The 23,751-nt window shown below is 48.3% G+C and carries 37 protein-coding genes and 3 tRNA genes; all 40 read right to left on the minus strand.

Annotated features, from left to right (window positions below; genetic code table 11):
- Window positions 1–23 precede the first annotated feature (23 nt).
- A complete protein-coding gene (gene dnaE, locus HF312_15490; protein MCU7521622.1) occupies window positions 24–3,005 on the minus strand; it encodes a DNA polymerase III subunit alpha in 2,982 nt (993 codons plus the stop codon).
- A 127-nt stretch (window positions 3,006–3,132) separates the two neighbouring features.
- Entirely contained in the window at window positions 3,133–3,360 is a 228-nt protein-coding gene (locus HF312_15495; protein MCU7521623.1) for a hypothetical protein, read from the minus strand.
- 20 nt (window positions 3,361–3,380) lie between these two features.
- A complete protein-coding gene (locus HF312_15500) occupies window positions 3,381–3,761 on the minus strand; it encodes a hypothetical protein (GenBank protein ID MCU7521624.1) in 381 nt (126 codons plus the stop codon).
- Complete coding sequence (locus HF312_15505; protein ID MCU7521625.1) at window positions 3,761–4,060, minus strand: thioredoxin family protein; 300 nt, start codon at window positions 4,058–4,060, stop codon at window positions 3,761–3,763. Before HF312_15505 ends, HF312_15500 begins: the two co-directional genes overlap by 1 nt.
- Window positions 4,060–4,641, minus strand: a complete 582-nt coding sequence (locus HF312_15510; GenBank protein ID MCU7521626.1) for a hypothetical protein — start codon at window positions 4,639–4,641, stop codon at window positions 4,060–4,062. Before HF312_15510 ends, HF312_15505 begins: the two co-directional genes overlap by 1 nt.
- Window positions 4,613–5,059 carry a hypothetical protein gene (locus tag HF312_15515; protein ID MCU7521627.1) on the minus strand — a complete coding sequence of 149 codons (447 nt, stop codon included), beginning with the start codon at window positions 5,057–5,059 and terminating at the stop codon, window positions 4,613–4,615. The genes HF312_15510 and HF312_15515 overlap by 29 nt, the downstream gene beginning before the upstream one ends.
- Entirely contained in the window at window positions 5,016–5,924 is a 909-nt protein-coding gene (locus tag HF312_15520; protein MCU7521628.1) for a hypothetical protein, read from the minus strand. The genes HF312_15515 and HF312_15520 overlap by 44 nt, the downstream gene beginning before the upstream one ends.
- Window positions 5,925–5,985: 61 nt before the next feature.
- Window positions 5,986–6,399: a DUF669 domain-containing protein gene (locus HF312_15525; protein MCU7521629.1), complete on the minus strand. Its 414-nt coding sequence runs from the start codon at window positions 6,397–6,399 to the stop codon at window positions 5,986–5,988.
- 14 nt (window positions 6,400–6,413) lie between these two features.
- Window positions 6,414–7,208, minus strand: coding sequence for an AAA family ATPase (locus HF312_15530; protein ID MCU7521630.1), 795 nt, complete (start codon window positions 7,206–7,208; stop codon window positions 6,414–6,416).
- The gene (locus tag HF312_15535; GenBank protein ID MCU7521631.1) at window positions 7,198–8,202 is read right to left on the minus strand and encodes a PD-(D/E)XK nuclease family protein; all 1,005 of its coding nucleotides are present in this window, start codon (window positions 8,200–8,202) and stop codon (window positions 7,198–7,200) included. Before HF312_15535 ends, HF312_15530 begins: the two co-directional genes overlap by 11 nt.
- A 59-nt stretch (window positions 8,203–8,261) precedes the next feature.
- A complete protein-coding gene (locus HF312_15540; protein ID MCU7521632.1) occupies window positions 8,262–10,133 on the minus strand; it encodes an AAA family ATPase in 1,872 nt (623 codons plus the stop codon).
- Between the two features lie 71 nt (window positions 10,134–10,204).
- Window positions 10,205–10,684, minus strand: a complete 480-nt coding sequence (locus HF312_15545; protein MCU7521633.1) for a helix-turn-helix domain-containing protein — start codon at window positions 10,682–10,684, stop codon at window positions 10,205–10,207.
- Between the two features lie 28 nt (window positions 10,685–10,712).
- Window positions 10,713–10,788, minus strand: a tRNA-Leu gene (locus HF312_15550).
- 377 nt (window positions 10,789–11,165) lie between these two features.
- Window positions 11,166–11,241 (minus strand) — tRNA-Val (locus HF312_15555).
- Window position 11,242: 1 nt separating this feature from the next.
- Entirely contained in the window at window positions 11,243–11,458 is a 216-nt protein-coding gene (locus HF312_15560) for a hypothetical protein (protein ID MCU7521634.1), read from the minus strand.
- A gap of 21 nt (window positions 11,459–11,479) precedes the next feature.
- A tRNA-OTHER gene (locus tag HF312_15565) sits at window positions 11,480–11,542 on the minus strand.
- 437 nt (window positions 11,543–11,979) lie between these two features.
- Window positions 11,980–12,162 carry a hypothetical protein gene (locus tag HF312_15570; protein MCU7521635.1) on the minus strand — a complete coding sequence of 61 codons (183 nt, stop codon included), beginning with the start codon at window positions 12,160–12,162 and terminating at the stop codon, window positions 11,980–11,982.
- Window positions 12,163–12,190: 28 nt separating this feature from the next.
- Complete coding sequence (locus HF312_15575; GenBank protein ID MCU7521636.1) at window positions 12,191–12,472, minus strand: hypothetical protein; 282 nt, start codon at window positions 12,470–12,472, stop codon at window positions 12,191–12,193.
- A gap of 201 nt (window positions 12,473–12,673) precedes the next feature.
- Entirely contained in the window at window positions 12,674–13,195 is a 522-nt protein-coding gene (locus HF312_15580) for a helix-turn-helix domain-containing protein (protein MCU7521637.1), read from the minus strand.
- A 4-nt stretch (window positions 13,196–13,199) separates the two neighbouring features.
- A complete protein-coding gene (locus HF312_15585; protein ID MCU7521638.1) occupies window positions 13,200–14,537 on the minus strand; it encodes a DEAD/DEAH box helicase in 1,338 nt (445 codons plus the stop codon).
- Window positions 14,538–14,862: 325 nt separating this feature from the next.
- Window positions 14,863–15,225, minus strand: a complete 363-nt coding sequence (locus HF312_15590) for a hypothetical protein (protein MCU7521639.1) — start codon at window positions 15,223–15,225, stop codon at window positions 14,863–14,865.
- A 2-nt stretch (window positions 15,226–15,227) separates the two neighbouring features.
- Complete coding sequence (locus tag HF312_15595; GenBank protein MCU7521640.1) at window positions 15,228–15,440, minus strand: hypothetical protein; 213 nt, start codon at window positions 15,438–15,440, stop codon at window positions 15,228–15,230.
- A 282-nt stretch (window positions 15,441–15,722) separates the two neighbouring features.
- The gene (locus HF312_15600; GenBank protein ID MCU7521641.1) at window positions 15,723–16,085 is read right to left on the minus strand and encodes an STAS domain-containing protein; all 363 of its coding nucleotides are present in this window, start codon (window positions 16,083–16,085) and stop codon (window positions 15,723–15,725) included.
- Between the two features lie 10 nt (window positions 16,086–16,095).
- A complete protein-coding gene (locus HF312_15605; GenBank protein ID MCU7521642.1) occupies window positions 16,096–16,386 on the minus strand; it encodes a hypothetical protein in 291 nt (96 codons plus the stop codon).
- Window positions 16,383–16,526 carry a hypothetical protein gene (locus tag HF312_15610; protein MCU7521643.1) on the minus strand — a complete coding sequence of 48 codons (144 nt, stop codon included), beginning with the start codon at window positions 16,524–16,526 and terminating at the stop codon, window positions 16,383–16,385. The genes HF312_15605 and HF312_15610 overlap by 4 nt, the downstream gene beginning before the upstream one ends.
- 127 nt (window positions 16,527–16,653) lie before the next feature.
- Window positions 16,654–17,028, minus strand: coding sequence for a hypothetical protein (locus HF312_15615; GenBank protein MCU7521644.1), 375 nt, complete (start codon window positions 17,026–17,028; stop codon window positions 16,654–16,656).
- Complete coding sequence (locus tag HF312_15620) at window positions 17,009–17,617, minus strand: hypothetical protein (protein MCU7521645.1); 609 nt, start codon at window positions 17,615–17,617, stop codon at window positions 17,009–17,011. Before HF312_15620 ends, HF312_15615 begins: the two co-directional genes overlap by 20 nt.
- Window positions 17,614–18,108 (minus strand): hypothetical protein, encoded by a 495-nt coding sequence (locus HF312_15625; protein MCU7521646.1) that lies wholly within the window; start codon window positions 18,106–18,108, stop codon window positions 17,614–17,616. Before HF312_15625 ends, HF312_15620 begins: the two co-directional genes overlap by 4 nt.
- A gap of 100 nt (window positions 18,109–18,208) precedes the next feature.
- A complete protein-coding gene (locus tag HF312_15630; GenBank protein MCU7521647.1) occupies window positions 18,209–18,544 on the minus strand; it encodes a hypothetical protein in 336 nt (111 codons plus the stop codon).
- Window positions 18,545–18,639: 95 nt separating this feature from the next.
- Window positions 18,640–18,861: a hypothetical protein gene (locus HF312_15635; GenBank protein ID MCU7521648.1), complete on the minus strand. Its 222-nt coding sequence runs from the start codon at window positions 18,859–18,861 to the stop codon at window positions 18,640–18,642.
- 39 nt (window positions 18,862–18,900) lie between these two features.
- A complete protein-coding gene (locus tag HF312_15640) occupies window positions 18,901–19,146 on the minus strand; it encodes a hypothetical protein (protein ID MCU7521649.1) in 246 nt (81 codons plus the stop codon).
- An 11-nt stretch (window positions 19,147–19,157) separates the two neighbouring features.
- Window positions 19,158–19,595: a hypothetical protein gene (locus tag HF312_15645; protein MCU7521650.1), complete on the minus strand. Its 438-nt coding sequence runs from the start codon at window positions 19,593–19,595 to the stop codon at window positions 19,158–19,160.
- A 513-nt stretch (window positions 19,596–20,108) separates the two neighbouring features.
- Entirely contained in the window at window positions 20,109–20,504 is a 396-nt protein-coding gene (locus tag HF312_15650) for a hypothetical protein (protein MCU7521651.1), read from the minus strand.
- Window positions 20,491–20,727 carry a hypothetical protein gene (locus HF312_15655; protein ID MCU7521652.1) on the minus strand — a complete coding sequence of 79 codons (237 nt, stop codon included), beginning with the start codon at window positions 20,725–20,727 and terminating at the stop codon, window positions 20,491–20,493. Before HF312_15655 ends, HF312_15650 begins: the two co-directional genes overlap by 14 nt.
- Entirely contained in the window at window positions 20,724–21,062 is a 339-nt protein-coding gene (locus HF312_15660; GenBank protein MCU7521653.1) for a hypothetical protein, read from the minus strand. The genes HF312_15655 and HF312_15660 overlap by 4 nt, the downstream gene beginning before the upstream one ends.
- An 11-nt stretch (window positions 21,063–21,073) precedes the next feature.
- Window positions 21,074–21,424 carry a hypothetical protein gene (locus HF312_15665; GenBank protein ID MCU7521654.1) on the minus strand — a complete coding sequence of 117 codons (351 nt, stop codon included), beginning with the start codon at window positions 21,422–21,424 and terminating at the stop codon, window positions 21,074–21,076.
- A 45-nt stretch (window positions 21,425–21,469) separates the two neighbouring features.
- Window positions 21,470–21,814: a hypothetical protein gene (locus tag HF312_15670; protein ID MCU7521655.1), complete on the minus strand. Its 345-nt coding sequence runs from the start codon at window positions 21,812–21,814 to the stop codon at window positions 21,470–21,472.
- A 44-nt stretch (window positions 21,815–21,858) separates the two neighbouring features.
- On the minus strand, window positions 21,859–22,416 hold the full coding sequence (locus tag HF312_15675; GenBank protein ID MCU7521656.1) for a hypothetical protein: 558 nt from the start codon (window positions 22,414–22,416) through the stop codon (window positions 21,859–21,861).
- A 327-nt stretch (window positions 22,417–22,743) separates the two neighbouring features.
- Entirely contained in the window at window positions 22,744–22,974 is a 231-nt protein-coding gene (locus HF312_15680) for a hypothetical protein (GenBank protein MCU7521657.1), read from the minus strand.
- Between the two features lie 282 nt (window positions 22,975–23,256).
- A complete protein-coding gene (locus HF312_15685) occupies window positions 23,257–23,736 on the minus strand; it encodes a hypothetical protein (GenBank protein MCU7521658.1) in 480 nt (159 codons plus the stop codon).
- Between the last annotated feature and the right edge of the window lie 15 nt (window positions 23,737–23,751).

Raw genomic sequence — 23,751 nt, forward strand, 5'->3', positions numbered from 1 at the left:
CCGGTCACTTGACCGGGCCTTTTCTAGTTTTGAACCACCGCTCCGTCCGTTAAAGCCTCTATCCGCTTGAGAAACTTCGCGTCGTTTCGCACTCCGGGCAGTAAGATGTCCTCGCCATCGTGTTTGATTACCAATACGCAGTCACCTTCATAGCGTTTTGCCATGACTGCGAGACTTAGTAACATTTGTTTGCCACAACGGGGAGCGCGTAAAATAATTTGCTCACCGGCTGGCGTTGACTTTGGCTTTTCCTGGCGTTGCACCGGGGCTGTAAAGCCAAACTTGGCTTCATCGCACTCGCACGTTTTCCCCTTTGCGATAGCCGTCTTGTACCGCTTTGCTTCACGCAAGACCAGATCAAACTTTTCGAGCATTTGACTGCGCACTGCGAAGCGATCAAACGCGCCATATTCGATCATGTTCTTGATTACCGCGCTGTTGACGGCACGCGCATTCTGCACCCGTTTACAGAAATCGAGTAGCGAAGTGACCGGCCCATCCTGCCGGATACGCTCGATTTCCGCCATGCTTGCTTCGCTCAGGCGTTCGATGCAGGACAACCCGGCTAGAATTGACGGTTGGCCGTCAATCCGGCAGCTAAACCCGGCCTCACTCTCGTTCACGTCCGGCTTCAGCACCGGGATCCCCATGCGTTTTGCTACCGAGACATAGTGTGCAACCTTCACCTTATCATCAGAATGGCAAGTGAGGATAGCAGTCATATACTCAGCAGGATAGTGTAACTTAACCCACGCTGTATGATACATGAGAAGTGCATAAGCAGCAGCGTGTGATTTATTAAATCCATACCCTGCGAACTTAGCCATCAACTCATATATCTGTGAAGCAACCTTTTCGTCAACATCATTGATAACTGCACCGTCAACAAACTTATCACGATATTGCGCCATGATCTCAGGCTTCTTTTTCCCCATCCCTTTCATCAAGCCCTCGGCTTCGATGGAGTCAAAGCCAGCCATATCCATCGCGATCCGCATCACCTGCTCCTGATAGAGCAAGATGCCGTAAGTCGATTTCAGGATCGGCTCCAGGATCGGGTGCAAATAAGTGATTTGGGCTTTCCCGTGACGGCGTTTCATAAAGTCTTGCGCCATGCCGGATTGGAGTGGGCCAGGGCGATACAAGGCGAGGAGTGGCACCAGATCAGCGAAGCAGGTTGGCTTGAGTTGCGCCAACATTTTGCGCATGCCATCGCTCTCTACCTGGAAAACTCCGTCCGTCTCCCCCATGGCGAGCATTTTGTAGACATCCTGATCATCGAGCGGGATGTCCTCCAATTTTAATTCTACGCCATGGAGGTCACGGATGATCTCCTGCGCCTTAGCCGCAACCGTTAGGTAGGTCACCCCAAGGAAGTCCATTTTTACTAAGCCGATACGCTCGACGGTGCGCCAATCGAACTGCGTGGTTGGCAACGTCGAGCCTTTGCTGGCCTGCAATGGGCAAACGTCCGTCACAGGCACGCGAGAGATCACTACTCCAGCGGCATGCGTTCCTGCGCTGCGGCACAACCCCTCAATGGTGAAAGCCTTCGTGACAACCTCTTTGGCGTGTTGATTCAGGCTGTTCCAAAGCGTCGGATCGTCTTGAAATGCTTTCTCTATACTGCCCACGTCCGGCATTTTACTGGACAGCCAGTTTGCCGTAGCAAAGTCACACCCCATGGCGCGGGCGGAATCTTTCACCGCTGCCTTTGCGCCCATGCGTCCAAAAGTGATAATCTGCGCGACGTGATCCGCGCCATACTTGTCGGAGACGTATTGTAGGATTTCACCACGGCGGTTATCGCAGAAGTCTACATCAATATCCGGCATCTTCTTGCCGTCCACGCGCAGAAATCGCTCAAACATCAGGTCGTTGGTGATTGGCTCAACTAGCGAGATACCGAGCGAATAAGCAACGATACTGCCAGCCGCAGAACCACGCGCTTGCGCCAGGATACCACGACTACGAGCAAAGGTGATGAAATCGAGCACCACCAGGAAGTAAGGCGCGAAGCCCTTTTTGCAAATCACGTCCAGTTCGTAGTTGAGCCGACTGAGTAGTTCCGGCGTGTAGTTCGGGTACTTGACGACGAAACCATCAAAGGCCACCTTGCGCAGATAAACTTCCGCCTCGCTGCCGTCCGGTGTTTGGTATTCCGGGAACAGTAGTTGTTTTTCGATCTGCAAATTGCAGCGTTCGGCGACCTCTACTGTGTTGGCAAGGTATTCCGGTTGGAACAACTTGCCCATTTCTTCGCCGCTTTTCAGGTAAAGTTCGCTTGAACCGAAGCGCATACGCTTTGGATCATCAAGCGTAGTGTGCGTTTGCGTGCAAAGTAACAGCTCTTGGGTTTCGTAGCCCTGGCGATCCAGGTAATGCACGTCATTAGTGGCTACGCACTGGATAGCAAGTGCATCAGCCAGTTTTTGCAGCGCCTCGCACAACTCCTGCTGTCCGTCCAAACCGTGCATTTGCAATTCGCAATAGAAACGATCACCAAAAATTTGTTTGCCCCATTGAAGCGCCGCTACTACACCATTCGGATCACCATGGAGGAGGGCCTGTGACGCCTCGCCCATCATGCACCCGGACAAACAAATGATTCCATCGTGATACTCGGAGAGTAGTTCTTTATCGACCCTTGGCTTATAATAAAAGCCGTCTAGCGATGCTTTGCTAGACAGCTTAATCAAGTTTCGGTAGCCAGTCTCATTCATCGCCAGGAGTGTTAGGTGATATGAAGAACGGTCTTCCGCCTCCTTATCTTTCATGGTGCGTCTGGCAAGGTACGCCTCATAACCGATAATCGGCTTTATTCCTTGCTCTACGCAGGCATCATAGAACTCCACCGCGCCATACATGTTACCGTGGTCGGTGATGGCTAAAGCTGGTTGTTCCATGTCGTAGGCCGCAGCGACCAGATCGCCAATCTGCGCTGCGCCGTCAAGCAGCGAGTAGTCGGTATGCACATGTAAATGAACGAAATTGCTATCTGTCACTTCTCCCCCGTAATATGCAACATAAGCGCCGAACACAGAAAGTTGATTGTTGCTACTTGTGGATCGCTCCTAATATTAACAATTCCGCCTACAAAGCATACAATTCCCAGTACAGCATAAATAATTTTCATCTCTTCTCCCCCTTATATGGCGGTTTTGGCTTGAGCGCCTGTAGCCATCTTCGTAACACTAGTGCCGGATTAGTTCCCATGTTATACTCAACTGGCGGTGTGTGTTCCAGCATGACAATCACAAAGCCGTTACGCCACATCTCTTTTGTGGTTTGCACAATCCTGCCGCAACCAAAACCAGAAACGTGAACTCGCGTGCCATCAGGCGGTAGTTTCTTGATCATGTTACCCCCTTATTATAACACTAACCAAGAACATGCGCAACAACATCCAGATGGCGAATGAGCTTGTCGATGTCTTCAGGGTCAACAGAATCCATCTCATAAACACTCTTTTTGAGATTGACTGCGCGTGAATGTTCTGCTTTGGAACCTTCGCTATTTTCATGTGGCAAGAATACAACCACATCACATAATTCTAAGATGCGTATATATCCCTCTAGCCACACGTTATCTGCGGCAATGCCGTCCATGAACGCAGAGTTAGTGTGCGGACAGATTGTTGGAAAGCCAGCGGCCCAAAGATGGGCCGCAACCAACGAAGCGCGATAGATATTCTGGCGCATAAACCAAGGCCCTCTCGCATCGCGATAAGGGCCTGCAACATATACGACCGGCTTTTTCATTACGGATTATCCCCTCTCGCCCATGCAAGAAACAGTTCTGACTTTACCTTGCCACGCAGTTCACTAATGATGCAACCGTCACGAAACAGAATGAAAGTCGGCAGGCTTTGTACGCCAAACTGTTGCACCAACTTCTCCTCCTCTTCCGCATCAACTAGATAAATGCGCAGCCAGTCAGCCCGCTCCATGATCGGATACATCGCCTTACAGGAGGAGCACCATTTGGCAGTAAAGGCCAACATCGCCAAGCCGTGAGATTCTGCGATGTTTTCTTGATAATTCTGTAATGTGAGAACCACTAAATATCTCGTTTCTTTGTTTCGTTAGAAAGCTCCACAACCGTGTAGTCACTCGGCAGATTAAAACCACTAGTAAACCAACACGAATGAAACTTGGCGCTTGACTTTTTCCCGGACTTTCCAGTTGGTGTAATGAAATCAATCCGGCGTGTCGGCACCAATATTTGGCAGTGATAATCCTTCACCGCGTCTAAAAACCACTGGCACGCTTCGCACGGGATTAAAAACGCGAACGGAAGTCCGTATTCAATCGCTTTATAGACAAACTTCTTTTTCAAAGAGAATGGCGGATTTGTCACAATCGCACCAATACGGCCCATGTTATCTAGGTGATCAGTGACAAAATTAAAACGTAACCAATCGCCGCTAATATCGCTGCCACAGACATGAAAGCCGTATGACTGTAAGCGATCATAAATTTTCCCCTCGCCAACTGCAGGCTCCCAGATATACTCCTCGCTCTCTACCACATGGCGAAGATAGGGAACAATCAAGTCCGTGGCGTAGTTGGGACTGGCGAACAAGTCCTTGCCCTGAATTACGGTAGGTGTCTCAGGCTGCGGCTGTTTTGGCTTTTGCATCAGCGGCACTCCTTTGTGAAAGAATATTTATGCACTGCTCAAAAATATGCCCTACTAAATAGGCGAACGGTTCGTCATTCTCGGTATCCGGGTTTGCGTTAATCGCCGCGTAAATGCCATTCGCGGCATGCACGCACTCATGCACCAGATCACAAATAGTGTTTTGGCCTTTGAAGCCATCCAACCAAATCACGCGGTTCCACTTATCACGTGCCGCAAACTCCAAATAACAGCCAGTCCAGCCATCCTCATAATTAAAAGGGATCTTGAACTTGCGCTGCATCCAGCCGTTCATTTCTTCGACCGAACCGATTACTAGCGTGCAGTCGTAACCATACACCGGCACTGAAAAAGACTTGGTGAAGAAAGGGAGCTTACTTTCCGCATTTGTTCGCTCCGCTACGGTCGGTTTTAGCATTTGTGCTTTTTCTCCTATTCTTTGAGGTGTCTTTGTTAGCCATCAACACCCCCCTTCCGGTGCCAAGATAAGCAACCGGGATCTGCCATAATCCTTCCAGATAGTCAACAAATGCTATACTGGAAGGATGGAGCTTGTCATACTCATTAACATCACGATCTCTGGGGCTAATGTAATCCAGATAAGTAGCGATAAACGCATTCGGTCTGTTCACAAACACGGCACGTGATAGTGATTGCGCATCAAAATCGATCACTTTTCTTTCATTAGAAACAGCACGCGCTCTTACTACCATTAACACGGTCAATAAACTTAAAGGTATCCCAACTTCCGAAGAAAGCGTGTTGATGGTTGTGTCGTAAGCGGACTCCACAACCCCATTTCCGTTATAGGGTGATAACTCAAAGCCGCCTTCGCCCTCAATGATCACCTCGCCTTGTTTGGCGGCGCTGATGATCAAGCTCGTGGTATTGTCTACAATCTCAATATCGCGGTCTTTGCAGAAATTGACAAACGGTTCAAAATCCTTCACCATGGTGAAGGAGTGATATAAAGTGCAGCTACCGTCAATAATGATCCGATGGCGCAGGTTGGCATCAAACTTCGATAAGTATTGCAACTCTTCGTAAAAGACCGCCGGATTTAAACGCGTGCCCTTGCCAATGCAGAGCACCGTGTCTTCATGCTGCCAGCCGGAAGGGATAAACTCAGTGGTGTATTTATTGCCCTGCCAGTAAGTTGTCTTCGTCATGCCCGGCTTGCCGCAACGCACGTTCAACTCGCACCCTTTAGATAAACACGCTACCACATCCCCCTTGCCCTCGTGCCCATATTGGGAGCCGATAACAGCGTAAATATTTCCCATGTCTCCCCCTTTACAATGAAAACTGGAGGCGATAGCCGTATGGCTATCGCCTCCAAACAGATTACACCTCTTCGCTAACCGGCTTGACGTGCTTCACCGAACTGCGCGGTTCACCGTTGTATACATCGTCAACAATCTGCAGAAGCACCTCACCGCCGATTACCTGATCCAGCGTAAAGTTGACCTCCTCTCCAGCCTTGCCGAGATGCAGCGCGTTCAGAATTTCCGCAACGCGCCACAGGCCCTTTGGGGTTAAGACGGAGTAGACCTGAAACTTGCGGCCCTCATAGTCGCCATCGTTGATCATGAATTTCCAGACCCACATCCGGTTGCCGCTGTTCTGCGAAACGGTCTTTTCCAGACCAATCACTTCCGCAGGATAGGTACCGGCAGGGATTTTACCCTGCTCCTCAACCTGCGTCAAATCTACGGAAAAGCCGTCCTCAGAACCGCCGCCAAAAGGATTACCAGCCATTACACTGCTCTTTTCTACTTGCCAAGATTAGCAAGATTTTCGTTCTGTTCCTCTACCTCAGAGTTGACATACATATCGTAAAGCATCGGCATCGTTGGGTTGTCAACCTTTAACCCCAACGCCTGCGAAAACTTGATGCCCCTTGTTTTGCCTTTGTATACGCCATGGTCACGAGTCATTAAGTGCCGGTTAACAATCTCCTCCCCCTTCACCTTTGTCTCCGTGGCATACATATACCACACCGCGTCCATGTAACCCTGAACCGCCAAGCATAGCTTTTTGGTCATTGCCGGGTGGATCTCCGACAACTGATCCTTGCCGTCCTCCGACTTGCTGTATTCTTCGGCTGGCAAGGCAGTGGCGATAAAGTTCATCGGCAGTTCTTTATACCAGCGAGTAATGCGCTTGAGCATAGCGGTAGACTTTTTATAGTCCTGCTGGTATATATCATCCAGCTTATTCGGGTTGCGCTCCCTGACGATCTCTTCCAAGTTAATCGTCTGCAATTCCGTCAGAGAGTCAATCACGACCGTGCGCACTTTGGCGTATTCCTTGTCGTGATTGTAGAGCTTCCAGAAAATATCCTCCACTTCTTGCGTATTATGAATGTCGATAGCGCGAATGTCTGAGCTATGCGCCACGGACATCAAGCCGCCTTCAATGTTCAGCACTAGCACTTCGGTCATTTTCGGATGATATTGGGCTGAAGCGGCAAGGATCGTCTTGCCGCAGCCAGGGTTTCCGTAAATGAGCAAGTTAAACCCCTTCGCCATCACTTGATCGGGGGTTACAATATAGCTATTTGGCATTTTTGTGGCGCTCCTCCTTCACATAATGCACAGACTTAATCCATTCCACGTCGTCGCCATCAAGGATGGCGTCACAAATCGGACAATAGTCGCAACGGTTGCAGTTGAAGCCAGTCCGCGCCATCACCGCACCGACACTACCTTCCGCAATGCCTCGCGCCGCAGGCTCAACAATGGTGCTCCAGATGCGTTGCAAGGTTTCTTCGTTGCGATAACGCTGATCCATGCTGAAAAACTTGACGTTTGACAGCTTATCTTTCATGTCCTCATAATCTAAAACGTTCAAGCCGTGCTGGATCACGAAAGTGCGATAAATATCCCAACTAGTAGTAATGTTTTCACGACTGACACTTCCATCCTTATTTAACTTCGGGATTGTCGGCAATTTATTACGAATTTGCAAGGTTGCTGTGCCATCCACCTTGATTCCAAGCTGGTGTAATGCCGCTTGGTAGGTCGGAAGTTGCACGAACTGAGAACCGTCTTCTTCCTGAAGCGTTTTGCGCACCTTGTAGTCAAATGCCCATACTGTACCAGTGACGCGATCTCGCGCAACCCAGTCAGGGATAAACTTGTACCCTCCGGTATAAGCCAATGGAACGATTAGAGTGCGCTCAATCAGCGGACTGCCGTTATAGGAAACAGTTTCCCAACGGTCAACGCCTATATACTCCATGGCGCGAAAAGCAAGGTGGTAAGCAAGTTCCGCTGTTTTGCGCAACTCCTGCATGCCGCCCTCTAACATGGTGCGTTTGGCGGCAGTTTCATCAATCCACTTCTCAGCCGCGTCTTTCGCGTTCTTTTGCATCATCACGCCGTCAAAAGCGGATGAATGGATAGCGGCAAGGCAAGCATGCGTAACCGTTCCAAGGTCAAGCTCAGGACTGCCGATAAGTGGTCGCAAATCCTGCTCGTAGGCAAACATCCAACGGTAGCGACAACTCAGCCACGTTGAAATTTCTGAATAACTAACTGTCCTTCCCAGGTTTTGCATCCTATCCCCCTTTGTTTGTCTAAGTATAGCACAACAAATACTGATTTGTCAAGCGATTGCTAGTCGAACATTTGCGTAGCGATCAGTTTTTGCAAGAAAAATTTACGGTCTACTTTCACTATCTCAGCATCTTTAAGCATTTGATTAATGCAGCGGTAAACCGTAGTGCGATTCTTGCCGGTGACTTCAACCAATTCGCTAATATCCATTCCACCATGAGAGAGGGCATTGGTAATTATGTCGTGACTTGAGTTAGGACTCGCTACTGCTGCGACTTCTCTATCTTCATCATCGAGAATAACGTTGTAGCGCCAATCAGTTGCATCATCAATATCAAACTGCAACGCTACAGTGTCCATCGTGCCGGTGTTTTTGAAGTGGCGCATCAAAGTGACGACATTCGGCATTTCCGTTTTACGAATTTGCCAGCCGGTTTCCAACCAAGCATTCAAGAACTGGCTACCCCACGCGCCTTCACGTCCGCCGTCCGCGCCCTTTTTTGTATGGTGCGCCACCAGGAAGGTAGTGCCGTATTCATCACGCAGGCGCTTGAAAATCATCATGTCGCCAGCGGCACTCGCCATATAATCATCCGTGCCAGCGGCAGAGTAAAGCGGGTCAAGGATCACCAATACCGGCCTATAAGTTTTCACGAAATACTCTAAACGCTCGATGGAGTAGCGGTCACCAAAACGCAGCATGCGCTCCGGGTGAATGTAAATCGGAATCTTTGGTGGCATACGAAAAGTGAAATCGTCGCGCTTTTCATCCCAATTTACGTCTGGCACCAGATTGGGCATGCGCACGGTAGAGATCAAGTTTAAGCGCGAGGCGATAATCTGGTGCGCGTCTTCCTGCTGAAACATGAACACCGGGCCTGTAATACTAGGCTTAAAACGCCCTAAAAATGGTGTTCCTGTGGCTACTGAAACCGCTAGATCAGCCAGGAGCCAAGTTTTATAAGTTGCAGGAGGGCTAACGATCAATCCAGTAGTGGCAAGTGGCACCCAACCATCAATCAACCAAGATACTTCTTCCGAGACGTATTCCATCATGTAGGAATTGTAATCCTGCATGGTGAACTCAAGACCGGAATCGTTAGTCTTGGCGGCAGCGGTTTTAGCCCGCTCCATGTTGTAAACGCTCTCGATGGTGCGTTGAAACTGCGCCGGATCTTCTGCCCGCAAGGGCGGGATGTTCTTTGTGCTATCCCACTCTTCGACAATGCGGGTCGCGACATCTATTGGGATGCCCTTACCGGCAAGATACCCAACATATTTAGTTAATGCTTGGTTGCGTTCGCCTTCACCAACGCCAGCGATGATGTTACTGAGCCATTTTTCTTCGTTAGGCGCTTCGGGAGTGGCTTTAGAATCCTGCTCGGTTGTATTGCTAGAATGGTAATTCTTGAGAATCTCTTTGCAAAATTTATCTGGTAAAACACCTATTTCTTCCTCTTGATACCAGAGATATTGTGCTCCGCTTTTGTGCATTGAGGGCGGCACAATCACGTAACTGCCATCGCCACGCACGTCAAGGCCAAGAGAAACAGATTCGAGCACTGAGGTGAGTGGAGGAATTACCTCATACCCTTCCGGGTATTGATACCAAAAGTGATAGCCGTTTCCAGTTTGTACGATTCGACTAGTTGGAGCTTTCTCGAAAATCGCGTCCGGCCTCGCGCCATGGCGAAGGTCGGCGTCCAATACAATAATGTTCGACAGCTTGCCGGTGACAATCGCCACCGATGCGGAAGGGAACTGCTCCCACCATTGGAGGATTTCGTTTTCGGTAGGGAGGCGAGTTTGGAACTCTTTCCACTTAATCAACGATCTCTTTGTTTGATTATTAACAGGAATAACAGAGTAGCCGTCTCGGACATATTGCAGCGCGGCCTCAAGCCTCTCATTCCCTTCTAACACATTGTTCACTGTCTCCTCCACATTGAAACGAAAGCCCGCCAGCACATACAGTGAAGGCGGGCTTTTTTGGGATAGCAACGTTAGCTTACGTCGCTTAAATCTTCTTCGCCAGCATCTAAGGCCGCTGAAAAATTCACAAACAGGCGATACGTAGGAACCTTGTATAGCGCCGCGTAAGCAATGATGTCCTCGGCGGATAGCTTGCGAGAACCGCGCTCCTGACGTGAGACTTTTGCCGCATCGAAGTTTTGCCCTAGCGCGGCGGCGGCTTCGTTGATGTTGAGCCGCGAACGCAGCCGTAATTCACGCAAGCAGTTAGGAGGCTCGGCTTCCGTGTTGTCTGCGCCATATTCCGGGATCGCCCGGTTACGCTCCACCTGCGCCACGCGATCTCTCAAATCGCCAGATAGCTTTGGCCGGAGCGCCGGGTTGTCCTCTAAAACGAAAGCGGCAAGGTTTTCCCATTCATTAGGTAGAAACGAGACGGTGACAACCTGCCACTTTTGCTCACCACACTGCGACGAATCTTCCAGGTTGCACTCCACATTCACTTCCGGCATCGAACCCTCTTTCTACCTATCCCCTTAATGGTGCCGCTGGAGGGAGTCGAACCCTCACTGTAGCGATTTTAAATCGCCTGACTCTGCCATTGGCCTACAGCGGCAAAATATGGCTTTCCTTAATCATCTTTCAATACATCAAACAAGTTTTCAAAAAGTTTTTTGACACTTTCCATGCCATTGATAAAACCCTTTTTATATTCTTCGTCTATGTAATAATCGAAATTATGACACATACACCAACTGATTTCTTGATCAATAATCTTTACGATTTCTTCCTTTGTGATTTGCATGACGTGCATTCCTTTCGTTTTGACTGTAGTATCAAACCTAGTTCGGGTCAGTCTTTCACCTGACTAGGGGGTTATTGAGCTACCGGAATTTCACCGTACTCCTAGCTACATACACGGCCCCCAGGAACCTGTACCCTGCGTGTCATAAGCGCCACACCGCCGAACTATTTATTGTCATTATTGAAAACTGGTCGGAGCGTCAGGACTCGAACCTGCAACCTCCCAGACGTCATGGGCGCTCTATCCAAATTGAGCTACGCTCCGATTACTTACACAAAACTGTTTCTAAATCGTCAATGTCTTCCAGGTTTTGTTCAGCCCAAGCGATACACTTAATCGCGAAAAAAAATGAGACAACCAAAAACCAGTGACTCAAATTATTCCAAGCAAGCACACTAAAGATGCCAATGATTGAAATACGCCACAACAAGCCATCATACACGCCATCGCGGAGTTGCTCGATGATTTTTTGGTTGCTCATTCACACCGCCATTCTTTTTAGAGCAGACGGAAGGACTCGAACCTTCATCTCCACATGGTGACATGCCAATTAGCCCACGCCTGCATTGGGAGCGCAGATTAGGCGCTGCACTCCTGCCGCCTTGGCCTGATCGTTCTATCAGTGCCAGATTACGGAGTCGAACCGTGATTTCAACCGTGTAAGCATTAGGCAATCTCGCGGTTGCGTTTTACTTAAACTACTCTGGCATGGCGGGCAGCGAATTAAGCGCCGCTACCCAGTCGCCGCGCATCTGTATCTTGCGCCAAGGAGACTACCCCCGGCCCTTAAACGGAGGAAGAACAGCACATGAAACAGAATAACGCTGTTGAGTCAACATCCTTAGCCTTATGAGGCCAGCGACGTTTCATTAGCGACACCTCAGCAGAATCGAACTGCATCCGTTAGCTTCCAGCGGTGTCTATTGGAACAATCCTTTATTTGTTCCAACACCGATATTGTAGCACCTTTAGGCTTTTGCGTCAAGCGTTTTTTGAAACAATTTACGGATTGTCTACCCACTCCACATTCTCAATCAATTCCGACAAGTCCTCAACGATTTCGCCTAACTCGTCGGCTACGATGTCGTAGATAATCGACGGGTCTTCCCGAATTTCATTGAAGTCTCGTTTACCAATCCAAACGGCGGGGATCATGTATTCTCCAGCGAGGGTTACTTTTAGCATCATGGTGTCCTAAATAGGGGAGACAAGACTACTGCTTTGGGTTGTCGTCTTGCCATAACAAAAAGAGGAGATTGCAAGCAGCGTGTGCGAGGTGGTGGATTCCGCTCTCAGGATCGCAGCGTTCACCATCGATCCAGGCGGTTAAGTGACGAAAGGCGGCGGCGATATAGCGTTCCTTCTCAACGCCTTGCCAGTTATTCGGCTCATATTTCGCCGCGCCGAAGGTAAGAACTTTGACGATTTGCCGGACTTGCGCGAATGGCAGGAGATCCCATCGGTCTTTCCCGGCATCGTATTTTTTGCCTTCCATCTTGAATGGTGTTTCTCCTTGATTTTTTGGGTAAAATAGGGTAAGATGTAGGTGGACATAATGTGCGAAGTTAAATCCTATCCCCTAAAAGGGCCGGTTACTAAAACCGGCCCTTCCCTTTTAGGAGATAGTGAGGATAGAAATGGCTTGTCACAACATACGCGTATATCATATCGCATAGGCAATTCGATTTCAAGTGTCCTATTTACTAACTAAATCCTTAAATTCAACCTGAAGTATGGCAGCGATCTTTTCCGCGATTGCAGGCTTCATCGAGCGGCTTCCGTTCGCGTAAGCAGATATTGTCATTACATCACGGCCAACCATTGCCGCCAAATCCTTTTGCTTAATACCGAGTTTTTTCAACCGACGTTTGAACACATTGCGATTAAGATAAAATCCGAGTCGTTTACGCTTGACAACCCGATATCCATGGTGGTCTCCATTCTCAAATTCTCTTCGCCATTTGCTTAGGGTATATTCAGAAACACCATTATCCTGAGAAGCAGCATGCGTTCCATATTCCTGCGCGTAACGGACAATCTCGTATTTTTGCTCAACAGTATACTTTTCCGCATCATTCTTCTTTGCGCGTCTGGCATAGAATAGCCAGGAATTTATAGTATTAACTGGCACTGAACAAATTCTAGCGGCTTCCGAAGCGCCAATTTTTTCAGCAAGCGAAATGATATAGCGCATTTCTTCAGTAGAATAACGGCGCATCAGCTTAATATCCTTTCAACATCTGACTAATCAAAACATCGACCAGTAATTTACCATCGGTGGCGAGACTGATCGTTTCACTTTTCCAATCCAGCAACCGCGCTACGCTTTCTTCTACCGTATTGATCGCCACGGTAAAATAGCCGTTTACCGCATCTGCCTGTTGGCCGATGCGGTGGGCACGGTCAATGCACTGCTCGATGTGTCCTGGTGCCCAACCAAGCTCCGGGAAATACACGTCCGAGGCAGCGGTAAGCGTCAAGCCTTCGGCAGCGGCCTGCATGGAGAGCACCGCCAACCTACAATCCGGGTCGGTTTGGAAGCGATCCACGTTCGCCATGCGGTTTTGCATGCTGTCCGCGCCGAGAACGTGGGCACAACCGGGAAACGCCTTGACAAGCGCCTGCTGCACATTGATGTGCAATGCAAACACCAGTAATTTTTCATCACTTTCCAGGAAGTTTGCTACCCAGTCTCGGGCGATTTGCTCCTTACCGGCGGCGATAATTCCGCGCAATTTGGAGAAATGCCGCAGCTTTTCAGCCTGCAAACGTTTCATTTGAGCAAACGGCAGTTCGCTATCTAGATCAAAGCTATCCTGGTACTCCAGTTCAAGCGACTGTTCGCCGAACTCCGCGACCCACTGGCGAAAATCCGCTTCCGCCTTACGATACTCCGCCATGTTAGGGATCTCGACCGGAATGACGCTAAACTGCTTTTCCGGCAAATCAGGCAGCACGTCTTGTTTCCTGCGCCTAATGGTGAAGGACTGCATCATATTGTGCAGACCAAGCTCATTCGAGCTTCCTTTATACTCCTGGACGTGCTTGTAACCATTCCATACGGTAGTTGGGCCGCAATACTGTTCGCGGAATTGGTCATGGGAGCACCATAGACGACCAAGAATATCGATCTGGTTCAGGGCTTCAATCGGTCGATTCTGAATAGGGGTGCCGGTCAACCCAATGCGGTAGGCGATACGCTGGCTCAACTCGCGCACTAAAATCGAGCGTTTAGATCCGGGCGACTTGACATAGTGAAATTCGTCACAAACCATCACCTGAAACGGAATGCTGTGTAACGTCACTAAGTTTTGCAAGAGCAATTCGTAATTGATAATCAGCACGTCCGCTGTTTTATCGCAGCCGCCACCGGATAAGACGGCTTGTGCCTTTATATCAGGCAGCCAGCGTTGTACTTCGCGCAGCCAGTTTAAGCGCAGGTTTGCAGGGCAGATAATCAAAGCCGGGAACAGTTGCCGCTCCGCGATAATGGCGAGAGATTCTAGCGTTTTTCCAGTTCCCGGCTGATCGGCAATGAGGATGCCACGAGTCTTTTTCAACTTTTGGCATCCCCAATCCAGACACTCTTCCTGAAACGGGCGTAAAACTGGCCGCAACGAGTTAATCATCCGCGTCCTTTTTCTGAAGGTGCATCGGTATTCCACCAACATGAAAGATCGCTAACCGCTCTAAAAGCACGTATGCTTTCTTTGGTAATTTACTGCTACTCTCTAAGAGCGTGGCCCATTCATCGTTAGTAAGTGGGCCTTTATGCGGCCCGGCATCTTTGCGCACCGCCTTGACTACAGGTTGCCAATCCAAAGTGTATCACCTCGCCTTCACAAACATGTAGAAAAGAGGCGGCTTTGTGCCGCCTCTAGTCAATTACCTTCGAGCGCGATGGGTAACCGGCAACGGTTCCGAAAAATCCACCACCACCATATCGCGTTCACGATACACGCGACCTTTCACGGTCGGGTTGGGATGGAGATCTAACAACGAAATCGCACCAGCGGCGTTTACCTGCATGCCGCTCCCAGACTTGCGCACACGACGCGCATTCGCGGCATCTTTATCCACCGGCTTGCATCCGATACATTGCCGCTCCTTATCCACATACAGCACGCAAAACTGAATGTCCTTCAAGATCGTTTTTGCAACCGCGCTACTGAACGAAATAGAGCCACCTTTATTCGCGGTGGCAGTGTACTCCCCCGTAACGATTCCCTGATATTCCTCCCAAGCCATTCTTATTCCCTTTCTGTAAGACACTTGCTGATCTCGCAGGCATTAGCGAACACCACTAAACGATGGCGGCTATTCTGCCTATCACTATCAGCTATCTCTAGTATATCATTATCGAACCAACGAATAAACACCACGTCTTCATAGAGTTTGCCGTTCATCATCTCTATCGTGATGTGATCTCCCGGCGCAAAGCCGATGTAAGGAAGCTCTTGCATGGCGGTTCTCCTTTTGCCAATGCCCATTAACTAAATGCTCAATGCAGTTACACGATACGCAATGGCGAGATACCGTTTTATAGCGGTTCGATTTATTTGGATCACCATTAGACCAACAGTGCTGCCCACATGCACACAACGCCATCTCAAATAGCGTAATAATATACGCGACAAAGGTATCGAACAGTTTTGAGATTTTCCCCTGTGTAGAAAGTAGCAGAGGAATAAAGATAAGCCAAAAGGCTACCGCAAACAAACACACAAGCCCTTGTGTACTGTGCATTATTCACCCTCCTCCATCCATGTGATGTCTACTTCATACTCAAGCTCTAAAATCCGGTCTGCGTGCATGCAGGATAAAATTTCGCCAACAAATTTTGTTGGATTTAGCAGCACGAGCTTACCGGCTTCGCCATGATATTTAGAGAGTAGACGTTGAATTTTAATCAGGGCGCATACAGTTGTGATGTCGATATGACGCACTGCTTCTAAATCAACTGCGATCTCCCTGCATGTTTTGGCTAAATCGCCAAGCTCCTTGCTAAAAGCATCCATGTCGCAGAAAATATCGAAGGATCCAGCAAGGACTGTCACTCTTGCCGAGCCGTTAGCTTCCTGCTGGATTTGATACTCCGGTTGATTCATACGACCTCCTTTAATCCAAGCCATCCTCAATACGATCAGCCAGTCTATCTAATTCGTGAGAAGCATTTTGCTCTGCGAATTTAGATAAAGGATCGCTACAACGAGCCATGCTATGCTTATATTCAGCTTCATCTCGTATATAGGCAACGCAACGCTGACGCTCCTCAACTACGGCTTGATAAATGATTTTAGCTATTTGCTTTTTGATAAACTTAATGTATACTGAATTAGGAACCCATTGCAAATAGCTTTTCTTCAACACACGATTCCATAATTGATCGGCATACTCATTGGAAGTCATTTCAAGCCTTTCTGCAGCGTGGATTCCTGCTTGAGAGCCTCAACGATCTCCTGGCCTTTCAGCGATTCGGTGTCGAACCACGTTGGATGCTCCGCATCCATATTGATTTCAGTCTTGCAGCAGTGTCGGCACCAACGCATCAACGGAAAAGTGATTGCTTCAGGCGACCAATACGCCCAATCATGCAGTCCTAACTTACATAGCATCTTGCGTATCATGCCAACCTCCATCTTGTTTATTGTAGCACAATATCACCAATATGTCAATCTATCTGACATATTTTTTATTGACGTGAACAAAAAGTTTTTTGTTACCCCACTGCACACAACTAGAGCGAGACGGCAACCAGACATCTAAATGGTGGCCCTTAACCTTACGGCCAGTGTCAACGCACTTTCCATAACCGTAGCCAGGAATATATACCGTCGAACCAATCGGCACAATAGCCGGGTCAGACGCGATGCAGCCCTGTTTCGCCATTATGCCGCTTTTTGTTTTACCGCGATTGCAATACGCGGTCACCCGCATTTTCATCTTTACATGCGCTAAAGCCGGAGTAGCAACAAGAAAATGCCAGATGGCCGCGCCTAGAAAAACTGCGCGTTTAATAGCAATACACCTCCTATGCGCGATTTTTCGCATCCGAATATTCATTACGGATGCTTGTTAAATACTCCACTGCGCCGGGAAGCGAAAAGATGATGTTTCGTTTCGCTGCCAACTGCGCGTGATGCCACGCCACTTCCTCCAACTGGCGGCGCTCATAATTGCCGTCAATACCAATCTCGTAACGGATTGGGTAGAAATACTCGACAGCATCCATATAGCCGCCATCAGGGAGGAGAAACAGCTTCACATCGCGATCAAAACTTTCACGCAACCTCCGAATCTGTGCCTGGAACAAAATGTCCGTGCTACAATCAAAGTCATGGTTTGCCATGATCTCGTAGGTTGACTGTATGCAATTCATAAGATGCTGCACCTGCTCGTCTTCCAGCCAGCGAACAAGCGCGTCGGCGTCGATCATCTCCGGCAACATGATCTCGCACTGATCGCCGATGATTACTTCTGGCTCAGGAAACTGGCCGTAATCGTAGCGCAGCACAACTGCTTCATCAACCATCCAGTCAATATTCAGCGCAGTGAAGCCGCTCTCCTTGCACTGCTTCGACCAGCAGAACGCCGGGCGACCATATTTCTTTCGCATGGTGATGATGTCATTGATCTTCACTTGTCCGCCTCTTTCTGAAACTCTAAGCGATAGCCTAGCGCATTTGCAACTACGATCAAGTTGCGCATCGGCACATCGTTTAGCCGATAAGTAAAAACCTGAAAGACTTCCTCCAGTGACAGGCCAGCACGAATAGCCAGTGTTTCCATGGAAAGTTGTCGCTCTTTGATCTCAATCTCTAAATGCTTGATTATCCACTGCAAGGCATTATTCGCGTTTCCAAGGTAGTCAGGCGTACGCTCATAACACTCCTTCAGCTTTTGATAAGTTGGATGCTTTCTTACACGCTCCGCAATTTCAGACCACAAGATTTTGGTCGCCTCGCGCAAGAATAAATACTTCGACTGATCGTTTAAAACTACATCTTCATAAGTTTTGAAATTAAAAAACTTATGATTAGCAAGCATGCCAACAACAAACGATTTATCCAAGTCAACAACAGATTGAGCAAGTCCATCAAGTGTAAGCATACCACATTTATTCTCAGCCATGCTGACCTCCATCTGTATTATATCAGAACTAAACGCGTATGTCAACACCTCTAACAAAGAGCAACGTAAAAGTTGCTCTTTGTTAGAAATGAAGCATCACTTACACTCCCATGTGAGATACCAACCATGCTCCTTCCAATTCGCGGCGCACCTTGTGATATTCCTGCACCGTTTGCACCATGAGGGAAAGGCAATTCACCGCTACATTACCGATGTAAGCCTCCCGCTCCATGGTGGCAACCCAGTTCGGGTAGCGCATGGAAAACGAGTGAATCTGTTTGTCTTGCATGTAGAAAGCAAGAACAAATATTTTGTCGTCTTCGGTGCTGATCGTCACCTTGAAGTTTCCGCAAGAAACCTCGCGCAATGCACCATAACGGATCTCGCAGTTGTGGTCTTTCGCGTATTGAATTAACGTCGGCGGCACTTTAATCATTTTCAATCCCCTTTTCAGTTGTTCGCTTGGCTCAACGCGTCCTGTTGCGAAACCAGACCGCGTGCAGCCAACATAGCCCGCATGTTTTTAGCGGATCATAACGCCCGCGCAGTAGTCACGACACTGAGTAGCATTAAATCTTCTGGCGGCTTCTCTCCAGTATATAAACCAGAGATTATGTTGTGCGTGCCAGCTAGAGTGAGTTCAATCACCTGCATGGCGTTTTCTAAATCGTCGTCTACTTTAACCGGGGCCTCTTCTTTTGGGCCGTCGGCTAATGACCTGTTGAGGTCTTGTAAATTATACTCTTCATCCATCCTAATCCCCTTTCCCGTGAACGAACATCAAGCCTACGGTTACAAAGTTTCGTTGGCAAAAACCAGCAACGCGCTATCTATCGCGTCCTCGACCGCATCGGAGTTATGTTCGTCAATCACTCCGATATAGAAGCACATCTTGGTTCCCCCTTCTTGGTTCAGCACGAAATAGTTCTTGCTGTGTATCACCCCCTCCACTGCAGCACCGACCAAGTTCCGCAGCCTGGAAATCTTTTCCGGCGTATCGGCCACTCGCAAGGCTACATAAAACCAATACGACTTCATTTAGTATCCCTTCATTTCACCCGGTAGATAAAGTATCCGATATACAAACCTTCCTTGCCGTCATATGGTGCCAGAAAATGTTCGCGCCCAAACATCGCGATTACATCTTGGCAAAATTGAGTAAGGTTCGCTATTACAGACATTATTAGCGGGTTTGAATCCACACCAAGTTCTTTCTGTGCATGCTCAAGCACTCCTTTCATCGCCGCAGTTTGCAGATTGGCGGGCAGGTGAGCCATGATAAAATGAATGTCGAATTTCCATAGCTCACTTTCGATAATACGACGGCACTCTATGTCGGCCTCAGCATCGTTCCAGACCGCGTATTCTTGATCTTCGATAGCAAGTAGTCCATACTTGCGTATACGAATCTCAAAATCTGGACAGCCAAGGTATAACCGTAAAGCCTCTTGACGGCTATAGCGCGGATAACTCTTTGGTGCTCCCATTTATCCCCCTTCTTTATCTACATACATAGTACACAATCCATCTGAATTTATATCTTTACAGAATGGGTGCTTATCAGCAGTCACGTATCCATCTTTATCAATATTATACTCCTTTCCAGTTACAAAGTCAACCCTTTTTCTAAGCTGTTTAGCATAACAAAAATGCCTGTCATAACACCACCCCACATGATGTTTACAATTGACACAAAAGTGTTTCATCACTATCCTTTCTATGATAAGTCTAGTTGCGTCAGTGTTTCTTGCAACATGGATCTTATCTCGTTATCCGAATGGTTCGCGGCCTCCCAGATTGTCACCCGTGCGGCGACAATATACTGGCTATCGGTAGTTAGCGGTATGCCGTAAATCACCACCGTTGCGCCAGGTAACTTCCTTCTCACCATGTTACGGATTGTCTCAGTCACAAAACCCCATTCAGACACTTTTACGCCATTATTAAATGTAATAGCGAACTTCCGTTCTGAATCCTTTAACGCCACTGTGACTTCCATATCACCCCACATTCCATTCTTCGCCGTTGCTGATCATGTCAGCTACTCGATCTATGTTACGTCCTGCGTATAAGTCTGCGCATCTAATCCCAAAATCGCCACGAGTGCCAGCTTTTTTATACAACATCGCGGCTTGCTCACTCGCTAGATTGATACAAGCCTCGCGCTCGATTTCCATGGCGAGACAAACCATGCCGATCTCCTTTTTCACCACGCCACGGGGTGTCTGCAAAGCATCTAAGCCATTTTCGTCACTGCAATTCATGCAAGCATGGACATACTCTTCACTAAACCCTTTCCATTTAGCATAGATCCGAATTGCCACATCCTCTAAGGTCGGTTTACGTTCTCTTTCTACACAGCCTGGGATGGTCACAGCGGTATTAGAAGTGTCCATCTATTACCTCCTCTGGTTCCGCGCCTTTCGCGATTGAGTGCATCATTTCCTGCAAAGCTCCGGCAATCCCTTCAGCGAATTGGGTTTCAAGACCAGTGACGCTATCCGCAGCGATCAAAGTTTGCCGATTGTATTCACGTTCCAGGATCCGTAAACAGCGGTCGCGCTCCTGCTGGATAGCGCGACGATGAAATAAGTTTCTCAGAAAACTAATCAGTTTCACAAGCCCTCCGTATCACTCCAATACGTATTGAACACTGCCAGACAAGATACGCATTTTCCGCAAGGCCCGATCACACCATCAGGGCGCAGGCCCCAATAGTCGCAACCGTGCTGCCGGATCTGTTCACGGATTGAACGCGCATAATTTAAGTCCTCCCGGAGTTCCTGGATCGAGATTTCACCTTCCAGACAGTCCTGCACCCCTTTCGCGATATTGACGAGCGCCTCTAACAACTCAGTTTCTAAGGCGCTTGGTTGTTGCGGCTTCGCCTTACCGTAAAGCGTGGCGTGTAAAACCTCGCCATCGGATTTGATACCAGCTCTAGGCGTGTCCATCTTATAACTCCTTATTCCTCCGTGCCGTTTTCAATCAGTTTAGCAAGCCACCTTAATTCACTGACGACCTCCTTACCAGCATATATTTCAAGCGCGTTGTTGTAAGAGTACGATGGATCATTTTCTATTAAATGAGCCTCCTGTCGCGTTAGTGCAGCGCACCGATTTCGCTCAACTTCAATGGCGCGAGAGATCAATTCGATGAATAGCCTCACATGGTGAGCCTGTATTTTCTCCCATGGAAGAGGCGAATCTTCATCACGCAAGTTCATTAAGAAACGGACTTGCCCTTCATCAAGTCTCGATGATTCCGCGTAAATTTTAATCGCCATCTCTTCAGGCGTCATGTTCTTAACCCCCATTATACCTCCAGATCACGCATTTGCTGTACAGCAAATCGTGCAAACTTATTCTTCCATATCCTCCGGTTCTATGCCATCGGCAATAGGTTGCACTATGTCCCGTAGAGCTGCAACAGCGTATTCATGTCGGCATTTTGACACAGGATTGCTATGGATAGCAGCTATAAGTTTCTCTTTCTTAATTGCGTTTTCCAACAGCTTCAAGCAACGCTCCTGCTCTAGCTCAATAGCACGGCGAATGGCGTGAACCACAGGCTTGACTTCGAGCGACATAATAAGATCCTTGCCGCTAACCTTCGACTCATCCAGGTCGAAATAATGGCGGAAGGAACCTTCGTTCATTCCAATTTCCCGCGTGTATTCCCTGATGACTTTATCTTCGACTTTCATTCCGCCCCCTTAACCCTACTCATTTGCTGTACAGCAAATCGCTCCTATTTCTTCGCCACCCCTTCACAACGCTTTCGTAACGCGTTTGCGCGTTCTTTCAACTCCAGTGCCTTGACAGTGCCGCGTATCTCGCAACGCTCCGATGCTGCTTGCGAAATTCTAGTAACAAATCCAGGCGTTACACCATTTGCCATAGCTTCCTCTAATTGGTCAAGCAGAATTTCCTCTACCCGGTCACAACTGTACGGCAAATAGCCACACGCGGCGTCATAGTCATACGGCAGGAAGTTCAGGCTCCGGTGCGCCAGGAGAAGCGAAAGCGTGATGCCGTTTCTTTCCACTTCCCATAAGCGCGTGTCACCAGCATCCTCCCACTCTTCGCCATTAAAGACGCGGGGTGAGCAACCGTCATTACGACCAGTGAAGTGCCAGCCTAGCATTTCCGCTGCACGGCGTGCGGCGACATGGTTTTCTTGAATGATGCCAATGTTGTAGACATCTCCTTTCTGCGCCATGATTAGCTCAAAAGTTGCCGCTTGCGCTAATACACTTCGCTGCTCAGGATTCAACTCCTTCAAGTAAAGTTGTTCGTCGGTTGTCATGTTTCCATCCCTTTCGCCATGTGAGATATTATACCACAGATTTACCGATCATATACGCTATTCCTTCTAACGAGTAATGAATCTCGTTGTAAACCCAGTAGTCAACTACTAGAATTGTCCTGTCAGGCGTAAAAATCGGACACGTGTAGATGGTCGCACTCGGTAAATCGAGCCTTAATATTTCTTCAGACTTGACACGTATTCGATTCCATTGAGTACGAGTCAATGGAATTTTGAACTGAACTCGAATGACTAACACCGAGTCTTTTGGCATGACTTCAGCTTCGTTTTTCATCTTCGCCATTCAGGTTATCCTTCCTGTATCTGTCACGCTCTTTGAGATTCCACTAAATGTCTAGCTATCAACCAGAAAATCGTATTAACCACAGCGCCGATTACAGGAATAATCATGAGCCGCATGTTTCCAGCAACATACACCATCAGACAGGCAAACGCCATCATGGTGAGATAAAAACCAAAACGCTCGTTCACCCTTCCAATCTCTATCTCAACGGCTATAGAACGGCGCATTTCTTGACGGACTCTTGTTGTTTTCACTGCGCATTCTCCTTCCTGAAATTTAACCGCTCATTAGAGCGCCACAGTATGGCGCTCTATCAACGGTTAATAACTTTTGACTGGACTGTTTAACAAACTCCTTCCACAGATAGAGCATTTTCCTTGCGGTTTTTCAGCCTCACAAGGAATTACATCCTCGATGCTGCCTACCGGAATACCGTTTTCGCGGTAATATTTTCTGTAGCAGCACTGATGCACATAGCCTCCACGATTATTCTTACCAATGCCATAAACAGTATTCATATTTCCTTCCACGATAGCCTATACGCGATAGATAAAGTATTCTCCTTCCTGGTGTTCGATGCAGTCGTAGAAGGCCAAGAAATGACCCCGCCCATCCGCGGCCACCGCGTCGTTAACGAAGTCATAAAGGTCGTCTATCATGACTTTTATGAGCGCATTACTGTTATCACACAACCTATCTTGCATGTCAGCGAGTGCGTTTTGTAACTCAACCGTGTTGTCAACACCACTCACATGATCCAGGATAAACGACGGTCTGAATGACCATAGCGAGTCGGTTACAGCATCGTAACACTTTGAGTCAGCTTCAAGGTCAGTGAGGATCATATACTCCTCACCTTCGCACTCAAACCTATTGTCGCCAAGCGCCTTCACCTTGGCATCAGGCTTGTTAAGCAACCGACGCAAGGCCGCAGGACGCGTACCACCACGAGGCAAATCATCTATCTCAGTCATTGTGAGTTGCATCCCACAGTGCGGGCATGTTACTCTCTTCATCGTGCTTCCCCCTAT

This window comes from Ignavibacteria bacterium, from assembly GCA_025612375.1.
Lineage (GTDB): Bacteria > Bacteroidota > Ignavibacteria > Ignavibacteriales > SURF-24 > JAAXKN01.